We start from the raw sequence: 12,232 nt of genomic DNA on the forward strand, positions 1-12,232 counted from the left end.
GTACCGGCGGAGGCGGCGGCTCGGGCGGCAACGGTGGTCGCAGTGGGCTGCTGTTCGGCAACGGCGGTGACGGCGGCATTGCCGGCATCGGCGGCCAGGGCGGTGTCGGGGGCGCCGGCGGCCTCGGAGGTGTCGGCGGCAATGGTGGCGACGGCGCCGGTGTTGCCCCGAATAATGGCGCTATCGGCGCTGGCGGATCCGGAGGCACCGGCGCCGACGGCGGTGCCGGTGGCACCGGAGGCAACGGCGGCGGCACCGGTATCGGCGGACTCGGCGGTTCGGGAGGTTTGCTGATCGGCCAGGCGGGCGTCAACGGCACGGCTGCCAGCGGCGGTGCTGGCGGCGCCGGTGGCAGCGGCGGCGGGCTGGGGACCGGCGGTACCGGTGGGACTGGCACGACCCAGAACGGAGGCAATGGCGCCGACGGCAGCATCGGTGCTGACGGCCTGTCTGGCCAACCGGGTTAAACCACGGTCGGCCGGCGATGTGCATCCGGCGGTGGGCTCACCCTACGCGGGCCGGCGCGTACCGTGGGGCGACCTAATACGGTCCCAATACGGTCCTAATACGGTGTGGTGGTGGCAGGTCACCATCAACGACACCCGGGCGGCGGATTCAATCCCCCCGAACCGACCACCAAGGGTGGGCCCGACTACGGCCGGTTCATCGACGCGGTGCGCAAGCTGCAAGACCATGCCCGGGCCGCCGATGCGCCCGACGACGTGATCACCGAGGCCGCCGACCTGCTGGAGAAGGTGTCGGCGCTGCTGACGCCGTTCGACACCGACGAATGGCACTCGCCGTCGGGCCGGCGGATGGACCTGTTCGTGCGCGGCAACATCCTGACGGTGCCGATGTCGGCGCGTAAGACCGACGACGGCCGGATCCAGGGCTGGGCCCGATTTGCCCGATTTCATCTGGGCCGCAACGGCGCCGTGCACGGTGGGGCGCTCGGGTTGCTTTTCGACACGGTCCTGGGTTTGACGGCGTCGGTGCTCACCGGCAGCACTCGGCAACGCACGGCCTACCTCACGATCAACTATCGCAATATCGTGCCCATCGAAAAAAAGTTGCGGATCGACGCGGGAGTCGACCGTGCCGACGGGCGCAAGATCTTCGTCTCCGGCCGGTTGACCGACGGCGACACCTTGCTGACCGAGGCCGACGCGTTGTTTGTGCGGCTCAAGCCTGGGCAGCCTTAGTTCCCAGTATTAGTTCCCAGCAGGCGCCACAAGCCGGCGGCGTCGGAGTCGATCGCCTCACCGATGTTCTCGGTCCCCTGCAAGCCCCACACCGCAGGTCCACAAGCGGAGAGTTTCTCACGGCTGACCCCGTCCGGACTGGTTCTCATGGTCCCGGCCCCGCCGTGGGGAACATCGCTTTCGGCCACCAGCTCGCGGCCGTCGCGCAACCTCACCCGCACTCGCGCCGGGAACGTCATCGTGAACGCATCCAGTGCCGCCGGCGCCCACGGCTGTCCCCTCGCGGCGCGGCCGGCGGCACCGATCCCGCCCTCTCGCAGGGCGCGCAGCAGAGCCATGCCGTCGCCGACGCCGACGCGAATACCCTTGTGCCCGCGGCGAGTTCGTCGAACCGCGCCGAGCAGCCGGCGGGTTGGCGTGCCCGCCGTGATCGCGCGAACCGGTAGCAGCGGCGCCATCGCCTCGGCCGTGCGCACGGTGAGGGACCAGTCGTGGCGCAACGACACCCGGTCGGCCAAATCGGCGAGCTCGCGGTGGTGGGTGGCCAGCCACTCCTCGTTGACCTCGACGGGCGTGAGCCGGCCGGCGACGAGCGTCACCGCGACGGTCCACGGGATCGAGAAGTTGATGGTCACCGGTGTGGGCATGCGGACGGCCGCGTACCCGTGCGACATGGCGTCCATTCCGCACGTCAGCACACCCGCCTCGACCACCACCGACGCGACGTCGGCGGCAGGTGGCGGCCCGAGTTCAAGCAGCGCATCGACGGTTGTATCAACATAGGCGCAGCCCGGGTAGCGCTTGATGCTCATCGTCCGGGTCGCCCATCCGGAGCCGAGCCCGCCGAGAAGTGCGGGCAGCGGCGCATAGCAGAACGCATCGAAGAAGCCCTGCGGATGGTCCAGCGCATCCAGTGGACCGGTGACGCCGCGGGCGGCGAGTCGGGCGGCCCGTATCCCGGCCAGAGTCGGCTCGGCCGCCGTCAGCAACTTCGAGTCGGGCGCCATGAACCCCGGCACGGTGGCGCGCGGAGCTTGGTAAAGGGCAAGGGCCAGGGCATGCGCCAACCGGCCGGTATCCAGCCCCAGCAGGAGTCCTGCGGCGACGGCCGATCCGGCGGCGTGCACGAACGACCACAGCTGACCATTGAGCGGTCCGAGCAGGCAGGCGCCGCCCAACCGGGCCTCGAGTTCGTTAGCCGCAACCTGGGCGGCCAGTTGCTCGACCGCCGAGGCGCCGGTCTCGGCGGCCAGCAATATCGGCACCAGCACGGCGGAGTGGCCGGCGTGAGCGAAGCACACATAGTCATCGAAATCGAGCGCGATCGACAACGCGGCCGCCGCATACAGGGCAGCGTCGACGGCAACCGAGCGGGGCAGCCCTGGCACCAAAACCGGCCCTTCGCCGGCCCAGGTTTCGACGCCCGCGAGCACCCGATGGGATGCGACGTCGCCGGTCGAAGCGGCCAGGGCGGCAAACACGGATCGGCGTTGGGCTCGGCAGCGGTCGATCACCGCGTCCGGGACGTCGTCGAGACGAAGGTCAACGGCCCAGCCCCCCAACCGTTCGAGGGTCGTCACCACGGTCGCACGGTAGGCGCGCATCGATTGATGGGTCAATCGAGATGGCGGATCGGCTTGGGCTGGTAGTCGGGCGCACCGATAGCATGGTCGCGATCGTCCTGACACGCATCGAACATGTCCAAGCCTTGGAGACCAACCCGATGAGCGCCCCCGCACACCCGGCCCCCGGAGCCGACGGCGACGACGCGGCGCACCCGGCCGCGCCGCGGCCGTCTGGAGCGTCGCAAGCCCCGATTCGGGTTCGTGCCGGGACCACCGCGGCCGCCGCGGTCAGCGAGGCGGGGTTGCCCAGGCGCGGCACGCCCGACGCGATCGTGGTGGTGCGCGACGCCGAGGGCAAGCTGCGCGACTTGGGCTGGGTGCCCGATGTCGACGTCGAGGTCATGCCGGTGCCGGCCAACACCGAGGAAGGCCGCAGTGTCATCCGGCACTCGGCCGCCCATGTGCTGGCTCAGGCCGTCCAGGGCCTGTTCCCGCAAGCCAAACTGGGCATCGGCCCGCCCATCACCGACGGCTTCTACTACGACTTCGACGTGGCCGAGCCGTTCACGCCCGAGGACCTGGTGGCGCTGGAAAAGCGGATGCGCCAGATCGTCAAGGAGGGACAGCTATTCGACCGGCGGGTCTATGCGTCCAAGGACCAGGCCCGCGCGGAGCTGGCCAACGAGCCCTACAAGCTCGAACTCGTCGACGACAAATCCGGGGACCCAGCCGTCATGGAGGTCGGCCCCCCAGGTAGCAATGACGAGCTCACCGCTTACGACAACCTCAATCCCCGTACCCGCCAACGGGTTTGGGGTGACCTGTGCCGCGGACCGCATATCCCGACCACCAAACACATCCCGGCCTTCAAGCTGACCCGCAGTTCGGCGGCCTACTGGCGGGGTGACCAGAAAAACGCCAGCCTGCAACGGATTTACGGCACCGCCTGGGAGTCGCAGGAGGCGCTCGACCGGCACCTGGAGCTCATCGAGGAGGCGCAACGACGCGACCACCGCAAGCTGGGCATCGAGCTGGACCTGTTCAGCTTTCCCGACGAAATCGGTTCGGGCCTAGCGGTTTTCCATCCCAAGGGGGGCATCGTTCGTCGCGAACTGGAGGACTACTCGCGGCGCAAGCACACCGAGGCCGGCTACCAATTCGTCAACAGCCCGCACATCACCAAGGCCCAGCTGTTCCACACCTCCGGACACCTGGACTGGTACGCCGACGGCATGTTCCCGCCGATGCATATCGACGCGGAATACAACCCGGACGGCTCGGTGCGCAAACCCGGCCAGGACTACTACCTCAAGCCGATGAACTGCCCGATGCACTGCCTGATCTTCCGGGCGCGCGGGCGGTCCTATCGCGAATTGCCGTTGCGGCTCTTCGAGTTCGGCACGGTGTACCGCTACGAGAAGTCCGGCGTGGTGCACGGGTTGACCCGGGTGCGGGGGCTGACCATGGACGACGCGCACATCTTCTGCACCCGTGACCAGATGCGCGACGAGTTGCGCTCGCTGCTGCGGTTCATCCTCGACCTGCTCGGCGACTACGGTCTGACCGACTTCTATCTCGAGCTGTCCACCAAGGACCCGGACAAGTTCGTCGGATCCGACGAGGTCTGGGAGGAAGCCACCAACGTGCTGGCCGAGGTGGGTGCCGAATCCGGCCTGGATTTGGTGCCGGATCCCGGCGGCGCGGCGTTCTACGGTCCCAAGATCTCGGTGCAGGTCAAAGACGCGCTGGGGCGTACCTGGCAGATGTCGACGATCCAGCTCGACTTCAACTTCCCGGAGCGCTTCGAACTCGAATACACCGCCAGGGATGGCGCGCGGGACCGCCCGGTGATGATCCACCGCGCGCTGTTCGGGTCGATCGAGCGGTTCTTCGGCATCCTCACCGAGCACTACGCGGGGGCGTTCCCGGCGTGGCTGGCGCCGGTTCAGGTGGTCGGCATTCCGGTCGCCGACGAGCACCTGCCATACCTGGAAGATGTTGCGGCACAGCTGAAGTCGCACGGGGTACGGGTCGAGGTGGACGGCAGCGACGACCGGATGGCCAAGAAGATCGTGCACCACACCAACCAGAAGGTGCCGTTCATGGTGCTGGCCGGCGACCGCGACGTGCAGGCCGGCGCGATCAGCTTCCGGTTCGGTGACCGCACCCAGCTCAACGGCGTGCCCCGCGATGCCGCGGTGGCAGCCATTGTGAAGTGGATCGGTGATCGTGAAAACGCCACTCCGACAGCTGAACTGGTGAAAGTGGGCAGCGGTGGGTGACGAGCAGCACGCTGACCGCGAGGACAGCACGATCTTGGATCGGGGCGTCGGCCAGCGCGACCACCTGGAGCGGCTGTGGACGCCCTACCGGATGAACTACCTCGCCGAAGCGCCGATGAAGCGCCCCGAGTCGGAGCGCTCGCAGCCGTTCACCGAAATCCCGCTGCTGTCCGACGAGGAAGGTCTGGTGGTGGCCCGCGGCGAACTCGTCTACGCCGTGCTCAACCTCTATCCGTACAACCCTGGGCACCTGATGGTGGTGCCCTACCGTCGGGTTTCGGAGCTCGAGGACCTGACCGAGCGCGAGAGCGCGGAGCTGATGGCGTTCACCCAGAAGGCGATTCGCGTCATCAAGAAGGTGTCACGGCCCCACGGCTTCAACGTCGGCCTGAACCTGGGCACCTCGGCGGGGGGATCGCTGGCCGAGCATCTGCACGTGCATGTGGTACCGCGGTGGGGTGGCGACGCGAACTTCATCACCATCATCGGCGGCTCCAAGGTGATTCCGCAGTTGCTGCGCGACACCCGCCGGCTGTTGGCCACCGAATGGGCCAGGCAACGGTGAGCGGCTGCGGCGGGGGACGGCGCGCACGAGCTGCGGCGGCGTCGATGCAGTGGGGGCACCGCCCGCTTGTGGGGGAGTGGGGGTACCACCCGCTTGCGGGGAAGAGCGGCGCGCATGAGTAAGGTGCCGTTCCTGTCCCGGGCGGCCTTTGCGCGGATCACCGATCCGCTGGCCCGGGCGCTGCTGCGGATCGGCCTGACGCCCGATGCCGTCACCATCATCGGGACCACGGCTTCGGTGGCCGGTGCGCTGGTGCTTTTTCCGATGGGCAAGCTGTTTCCCGGTGGGTGTGTGGTCTGGTTCTTCGTGCTTTTCGACATGTTGGACGGGGCCATGGCCCGGCAACGCGGCGGTGGCACCCGGTTGGGCGCGGTGCTGGACGCCGCCTGCGACCGCATCAGTGACGGCGCGGTGTTCAGCGGTCTGCTGTGGTGGATCGCGTTCGGCATGCGTGACCGGCTGCTGGTGGTGGCGACGCTGATCTGTCTGGTCACCTCGCAGGTGATCTCCTACATCAAGGCGCGGGCCGAAGCCAGCGGCCTGCGCGGCGACGGCGGCATCATCGAACGCCCGGAGCGGTTGATCATCGTGCTCGTCGGTGCGGGGGTATCGGACTTTCCGTTCATCGCGTGGCCGCCGGCGTTGCCGGTGGCCATGTGGGTGCTGGCCGTGGCCAGCGTGATCACGCTGGGGCAGCGGTTGCACACGGTGTGGACCTCGCCGGGGGCCACCGATCGCATACCGGCGTCGGGCGGTGGGACCGAAACGCACGGCCACCCGAAACCGGGCAGCCCCGGAAAGACGCAGCAGTGACCGCCACCCCGGCCGGCCTGCAATTCCGCGGGAGCCCGCGTCGCCTGTTGACCGGTCATGCGACCGACTGGGCCTATGCTGCGGGCTGGCGGGTCGTGCGCGCGATGCCGGAGTTCGCCGCTCGCAACGTGTTCGACGCGGGGGCGCATTACGCGGCGCGGCGTGGCGGGCCCGAGCAACTGCGCAAGAACCTGGCCCGGGTCATCGGCGTGCGACCCGCCGACGTCCCGAACAGCTTGATGCGTGCTTCGCTGGAGTCCTACGCCCGCTACTGGCGCGAGGCGTTCCGGTTGCCGACGATGAACCACCGCAAGGTGACTCGACAGATCAACGACTCGTTCCAGGGCATCGACAACCTGGATGCGGCGCTGGCCGCGGGCCGCGGTGTTGTGGTGGCTTTGCCGCACAGCGGAAACTGGGACATGGGCGGCATGTGGCTGGCGCAGACGCATGGCACGTTCACCACCGTCGCGGAACGACTCAAACCCGAGTCATTGTATCGGCGCTTTATCGAGTATCGGGAAAGCCTCGGCTTCGAGGTGCTGCCGCTGTCCGGCGGCCCCAAACCGCCGTTCGAGGTGTTGTGCGACCGGTTGCGGGCCAACCGGGTGGTCTGCCTGATGGCCGAGCGCGACCTGACCCGCAGCGGCGTCGACGTCAACTTCTTCGGCGAACCCACCCGGATGCCCGCGGGGCCGGCCAAGCTGGCCATCGAAACCGGCGCGGCGTTGCTGCCGGCGCACTCCTGGTTCGAACGCGATGGCTGGGGTTTTCGGGTGTATCCGGCGCTGGACTGCGCCAGCGGCGACGTCGGCGCCATCATCCAGGCGTTGGCCGACCGCTTCGCGGCCAACATCGCCGAGCACCCCGCGGACTGGCACATGCTGCAGCCGCAGTGGCTGGCCGATCTGTCCGACGCCCGGCGGGCCCGGCTGAGGCACAATTGAGGCCCAATTGAGGCCCAATTGAGGAAAGCTTGATGCGCATCGGGATGGTCTGTCCCTACTCGTTCGACGTGGCGGGCGGCGTGCAGTCGCATGTGTTGCAGCTCGCGGAGGTGATGCGCGCCCGCGGGCACGAGGTCAGCGTGCTCGCGCCGACATCACCGCATGCCGCGCTGCCCGACTATGTCGTCTCCGGTGGCAAGGCGGTTCCGATTCCGTACAACGGGTCGGTGGCGCGGCTCCGCTTCGGCCCGGCAACCCACCGCAAGGTCAAGAAGTGGCTGTCCGAAGGCGATTTCGACGTCCTGCACCTGCACGAGCCCAACGCGCCGAGCCTGTCGATGCTGGCCCTGAATATCGCCGAAGGCCCGATCGTGGCGACGTTTCACACGTCGACCACCAAGTCGCTGACCCTGACGGTGTTCCAGGGCATCCTGCGGCCGATGCACGAGAAGATCGTCGGCCGGATCGCGGTGTCGGATCTGGCCCGGCGCTGGCAGATGGAGGCGCTGGGCTCGGACGCGGTGGAGATCCCCAACGGCGTGGACGTGGCTTTCTTCGCCACGGCGTCGCCGTTGGACGGATATCCGCGGCCCGGCAAGACGGTGCTGTTCCTGGGCCGCTACGACGAGCCGCGCAAAGGCATGGCCGTCCTGCTGGCCGCGTTGCCTGCCGTGGTGCAGCGTTTCCCGGAGGTGCAGCTGTTGATCGTCGGCCGCGGCGACGAGGACCAGTTGCGCAGCCAGGCGGGCGGATTGACGCGCTACCTCCGCTTTCTTGGCCAGGTCGACGACGCCGGCAAGGCCTCGGCGATGCGCAGCGCCGACGTGTACTGCGCCCCCAACACCGGCGGCGAGAGTTTCGGCATCGTCCTGGTCGAGGCGATGGCCGCCGGAACCCCAGTGGTGGCCAGCGATCTGGACGCCTTCCGGCGCGTGCTGCGAGACGGCGAGTTGGGATGTCTGGTGCCGGTCTACCCCCCGGATTCACAGGCCGCCGCGCTGGCCGATGCGCTGATCCGGGTGCTCGACGACGACGCGCTGCGTCGCCGGTACGTCGCCGCCGGCGCTGCCGCGGTCCGTCGGTACGACTGGTCGGTGGTGGCCAGCCAGATCATGCGGGTATACGAGACGGTCGCCGGGTCCGGCGTCAAGGTGCAGGTCGCCAGCTGATGACGTGGCTGCTCGTCGCCGTCGTCGCGGTGCTGTTCGTGGTGCTGGTGGCGTTCGGCGCCTGGGGTTATCAGCGGGCCAACCGGCTGGACCGGTTGCACGTCCGCTACGACCTGTCCTGGCAGGCGCTCGACGGTGCCCTGGCGCGGCGCGCGGTGGTGGCGCGTGCGGTCGCTATCGAGGCCTACGGCGATGCGCCCGAGGGCAGGCGGTTGGCGGACCTGGCCGACGCTGCCGAGCGCGCCCCTCGGCCGGCGCGCGAGGCCGCGGAAAACGGGCTCTCCGCCGCACTGGCGGTGGTCGACCCGGCGTCGCTGCCGACGGCGCTGGCTGCCGAGCTGGCCGACGCCGAAGCCCGGGTGGTGCTGGCCCGCAGATTCCACAACGACGCCGTGCGCGACACCCTCGTGCTGCGTGAACGGCGCATGGTGCGTGCTTTCCGGCTCGGTGGAAGAGCGCCGCTGCCAACGTATTTCGAAATCGCGGAGCGCCCCCACGCGCTGGCCCACGGCGGCCGGGGCGACCACGGTGACCTGATCCGACGCACTTCGGCGCGCCTGGTGCTGCTCGACGAGACCGGTGCGGTGCTGTTGCTGCACGGTTCGGACCCGGCGGCCAGGGAATCTGATGGCCCCGCGGTGCCTCGGTGGTGGTTCACCGTCGGCGGTGAGGTGCGCAACGGGGAGCAGCTGGCTGCGGCAGCTGCGCGGGAGCTGGCCGAGGAAACCGGTCTGCAGGTCGAGCCGGCCGACTTGGTCGGACCGATCTGGCGACGCCGCGACGTCTTCGAATTCAACGGCACGCTGCTCGACAGCGAAGAGTTCTACCTGGTGTACCGCACGCAGCGGTTCGAGCCGTCCATCGAGGGCCGAACCGAGCTGGAGCGCCGCTACATTCACGGCGCCCGCTGGTGTGACGCCACCGACATCGCGCAGTTGGTGGCCGCAGGCGAGCAGGTGTACCCGTTGCAGCTCGGCGAGCTGCTGCCCGAAGCCAACCGGCTGGCGGATGCGTCGGGCGACGCAATGCGCAATGGCGTTGTGCCGCAGTCTATCCGCTGATCGGCGCGGGGTCTCGCTGGTCGATCTCAGGGGAGCCGCGGCAACCACGATGACAGCGGCGGCAGCCCCACATCGGCCAGTGCGTCGTTGATGCCTTGCACCGTGCCGTGCTGCAGCGCCGCGGCCACGTCGAACACGCTGATGTCCGGGAACAGCCCGGCCGGGGTGGGAACGTCGGCCGGCCCCTGGCTCCAACCATGTTCGAGGTTGCCGTAGCCCCAGTTCACCAGGACCTTCAAGTTGGGCTGGATCAAGTCCGCCAGCGGTTCTCCGACGAAGGGGATGGCGCACACCGGAGCCAACATCGGCAGATCCTGGACGGGGATCATGATGTAGGTGGTCAGTGACCCCGGTGTCACCGGCTGAACCACACCCATGGCAACCCATTCGGGCGCGAGGGCCGGGAATTGGGAGTGCAGAATCAACGCGCCGGCGACGGCGTTGACGTCCGCGCTGCCGACGCCGCCAGCGTCGGCCCCAAGCCGGCACGGAAAACATGCGCGCCGAATTGATTTCCGGGGGCAAGATGACGAAATTCATCGCTGTCGGCCTTTTCGGAGCCGGTTCTCAGCCCTGTCCCGCAACCTTTCCGGTGAGTTGCGGTGGGTTGCGCCGGGTCAGGACAGTTGCGGGAATCGCGGCGGCGGCAATCCCAGGTCGGCCATGGCGTCATGTAGGCCCTGCCCGGCCCCCTCGACCAGTTGGCCGGCAACGGTAAGTGGGTCGAATTGCGGGAACAGACCGGCCGGGGTGGGCACATCCTGATAGGCGGTGCGGTCATAACCCAACTCCACGAGCACCCGCAGATCCGGCTGCACCAGGTCGGCCAGCGGGTTTCCCAGGATGGGGATCGCGCGCAGTGGGTTGAGCAGCGGCAGATCGTGGGTGGGGATCAGGATGTATTTGGTCATGGTGTCCGCCGGCGACACGGGCTGTACCACACCGGTAGCGATCTGGGCGGGCGTGAGGTCCGGATAGCTGGAGTGGATGTAGAACTGGCCGGCGACTGCGTTGGCGTCGGCGAGCAGGTTGAGCGGGTACTGCGGGAAGTCGGCCTGGAAGTCGTATTGAATCGCGTAATCGGTGGTCGGGTAGGCGTTGGCCGGGGTGGCGCCGAAGAACGGCAGATCCAGAATCGGGATGTACAGACCGTGGAAGCGCTCGAGGAATCCGCCGTTGGGGCGGTTGGGGTTGGCGGCCAGCACAAATGACAGCTGGTCAGCTGTGGGCCGTTGGTCGGCGGGCAGGGTCAGCAGGTGCTGCATTTCCAGGGTGGCGACCGAGGCGCTCTGCGAGTAGCCGAATACCAGGGTGGGGTTGCCGTTCTGCGCCATGATCGCGTCGTTGAGCACTTTCGCGCTCTGCACCATCGACTGGCCGACGGTCAGACTCGTCAGACCAGTGAGCGGCCAGTACTGCTCCGGGGTGTACAGGCCTTGGGCGAGGTAGCCCGGGTGGAACGGGGCGATGAACAACTGGTCGATACGGCTTACATAGCTCGACGTCGGCTGCAGGAACGCGGTGCCCATGACGAGCGCCGCGCCCGGCGCCATCGCCGCCGGGCCTGCGCCGGTTGTCGACAGGCCGCCCATCAGCTGCTGCCATGGAATCAGCCTGCTGGCCAGTGCTGAAGCATTGGAGTAGTAACCGGACATGGCGGCCACATTCTGGGCCCACATCTGCTCGTATGCGGCCTCGGTGGCCGCGATCGCCGGGGCGTTCTGGCCCAACAGGTTCGAAGCGATCAGCGACACCAGCTGAGTCCGGTTGACGCTGACCATCGCCGGGTGCACCGTGGCCGTCAGTGCGGCCTCGAACGTGCTCGCGGCCATCCGGGCCTGCCCGGCCGTCTGCTCGGCGTGCTGCGCGGCCGCGCTCAGCCAGGCCAGATATGGTGCGGCCGCGGCCGTCATCGCGGCTGACGCAGCGCCCTGCCAGGATGTCGCCAGACCCGAGGCGACCGACTCGAACGAGGCCGCCGAGGCCTGCAGGTCGGCGGCCAGCCCGTCCCAGGCGGCCGCGGCCGCCAACATCGGCGCCGGACCGGCACCGGCGTACATCCGCGTCGAGTTGATCTCCGGCGGTAACACGGTGAAGTTCATGACACGCGTTTCCTTCGCAGCAGGCGCTCTCAGCTGCCGTGCGATGTGGCGCCGATGGCCGCGGACTTTCGTACGCGACCGCCGCCGTGCACGGGCGAGTGAAAACCCAATGGAATTGAGGTCCTGCCCGAAAGGACGTCAATGACTGTATGACAGGGTGGGGGCGCTCGCCCGGGCTTCGGCAAATTTCGTCGGCGCCCAACGACGTTGGGGCGCAAAAGGGTTGCGGGCCGATTGGTTCACCGTCCGAACGCGGCCATGACCACCGCCCGCACCGCCGCGCGGAGCCGAAAAACCCGGTTTTCGCTCACCACTAGACTGGTGCCCGCATCGAAGGAGAGAAGAAGGTAGTGGACACCTCGAACGGGGCCCCGTCATCCGGGTCGGTCAACGGCCAGGCCGGTACGGCGCGGGTCAAGCGTGGGATGGCCGAGATGCTCAAGGGCGGGGTGATTATGGACGTCGTCACCGCGGAGCAGGCCCGCATCGCCGAGGGCGCCGGCGCGGTCGCGGTGATGGCGCTGGA

11 protein-coding genes and 1 pseudogene are annotated in these 12,232 nt (G+C 68.4%); 9 read left to right on the forward strand and 3 right to left on the reverse strand.

Annotation, left to right across the window (positions count from 1 at the left end; translation table 11 throughout):
• Both EET03_RS30200 and EET03_RS10150 read left to right on the forward strand, forming a co-directional pair.
• On the forward strand, positions 1-467 hold a 467-nt coding region (locus EET03_RS30200; RefSeq protein ID WP_208649030.1), incomplete at its 5' end, for a hypothetical protein.
• A gap of 108 nt (positions 468-575) precedes the next feature.
• Positions 576-1,202, forward strand: coding sequence for a PaaI family thioesterase (locus EET03_RS10150; protein ID WP_063471938.1), 627 nt, complete (start codon positions 576-578; stop codon positions 1,200-1,202).
• On the opposite strand, the gene EET03_RS10155 is transcribed toward EET03_RS10150, so the two are convergent.
• Entirely contained in the window at positions 1,199-2,782 is a 1,584-nt protein-coding gene (locus EET03_RS10155; RefSeq protein ID WP_208649031.1) for an MmgE/PrpD family protein, read from the reverse strand. The genes EET03_RS10150 and EET03_RS10155 overlap by 4 nt on opposite strands.
• Before the next feature lie 143 nt (positions 2,783-2,925).
• Between EET03_RS10155 and thrS the strand changes: the two genes are divergently transcribed.
• The 6 genes from thrS (at position 2,926) to EET03_RS10185 (ending at position 9,604) form a co-directional block, all read left to right on the forward strand.
• Entirely contained in the window at positions 2,926-5,049 is a 2,124-nt protein-coding gene (thrS, locus tag EET03_RS10160) for a threonine--tRNA ligase (RefSeq protein WP_075543249.1), read from the forward strand.
• A complete protein-coding gene (locus EET03_RS10165) occupies positions 5,042-5,614 on the forward strand; it encodes an ATP adenylyltransferase (RefSeq protein WP_075543241.1) in 573 nt (190 codons plus the stop codon). The genes thrS and EET03_RS10165 overlap by 8 nt, the downstream gene beginning before the upstream one ends.
• A gap of 114 nt (positions 5,615-5,728) precedes the next feature.
• Positions 5,729-6,427: a phosphatidylinositol phosphate synthase gene (pgsA, locus tag EET03_RS10170; RefSeq protein WP_075543242.1), complete on the forward strand. Its 699-nt coding sequence runs from the start codon at positions 5,729-5,731 to the stop codon at positions 6,425-6,427.
• Entirely contained in the window at positions 6,424-7,374 is a 951-nt protein-coding gene (locus EET03_RS10175) for a phosphatidylinositol mannoside acyltransferase (protein WP_063471913.1), read from the forward strand. Before pgsA ends, EET03_RS10175 begins: the two co-directional genes overlap by 4 nt.
• Positions 7,375-7,406: 32 nt before the next feature.
• A complete protein-coding gene (locus EET03_RS10180) occupies positions 7,407-8,543 on the forward strand; it encodes a glycosyltransferase family 4 protein (protein ID WP_063471912.1) in 1,137 nt (378 codons plus the stop codon).
• Positions 8,543-9,604, forward strand: coding sequence for an NUDIX hydrolase (locus EET03_RS10185; RefSeq protein ID WP_075543244.1), 1,062 nt, complete (start codon positions 8,543-8,545; stop codon positions 9,602-9,604). Before EET03_RS10180 ends, EET03_RS10185 begins: the two co-directional genes overlap by 1 nt.
• Positions 9,605-9,630: 26 nt before the next feature.
• Here the strand turns inward: EET03_RS10185 and EET03_RS10190 are convergent, their stop codons facing one another.
• Together EET03_RS10190 and EET03_RS10195 are read right to left on the reverse strand one after the other, a co-directional pair.
• The gene (locus EET03_RS10190) at positions 9,631-10,029 is read right to left on the reverse strand and encodes a PE-PPE domain-containing protein (RefSeq protein WP_244232301.1); all 399 of its coding nucleotides are present in this window, start codon (positions 10,027-10,029) and stop codon (positions 9,631-9,633) included.
• Between the two features lie 192 nt (positions 10,030-10,221).
• The gene (locus EET03_RS10195) at positions 10,222-11,664 is read right to left on the reverse strand and encodes a PPE family protein (RefSeq protein WP_425271515.1); all 1,443 of its coding nucleotides are present in this window, start codon (positions 11,662-11,664) and stop codon (positions 10,222-10,224) included.
• Between the two features lie 392 nt (positions 11,665-12,056).
• Between EET03_RS10195 and EET03_RS10200 the strand changes: the two are divergent.
• Positions 12,057-12,232: pseudogene (locus EET03_RS10200) on the forward strand (pyridoxal 5'-phosphate synthase lyase subunit PdxS); the annotation flags it as partial.

The organism is Mycobacterium innocens (genome assembly GCF_900566055.1).
Taxonomy (GTDB): domain Bacteria; phylum Actinomycetota; class Actinomycetes; order Mycobacteriales; family Mycobacteriaceae; genus Mycobacterium; species Mycobacterium innocens.

Excerpts from the sequence above, each read along its gene's own strand:
- EET03_RS10180 (WP_063471912.1), top strand. The coding sequence starts at position 7,407 with ATGCGCATCGGGATGGTCTGTCCCTACTCGTTCGACGTGGCGGGCGGC.
- pgsA (WP_075543242.1), top strand. The coding sequence starts at position 5,729 with ATGAGTAAGGTGCCGTTCCTGTCCCGGGCGGCCTTTGCGCGGATCACC.
- EET03_RS10195 (WP_425271515.1), bottom strand. The coding sequence starts at position 11,664 with ATGTACGCCGGTGCCGGTCCGGCGCCGATGTTGGCGGCCGCGGCCGCC.
- EET03_RS10185 (WP_075543244.1), top strand. The coding sequence starts at position 8,543 with ATGACGTGGCTGCTCGTCGCCGTCGTCGCGGTGCTGTTCGTGGTGCTG.
- thrS (WP_075543249.1), top strand. The coding sequence starts at position 2,926 with ATGAGCGCCCCCGCACACCCGGCCCCCGGAGCCGACGGCGACGACGCG.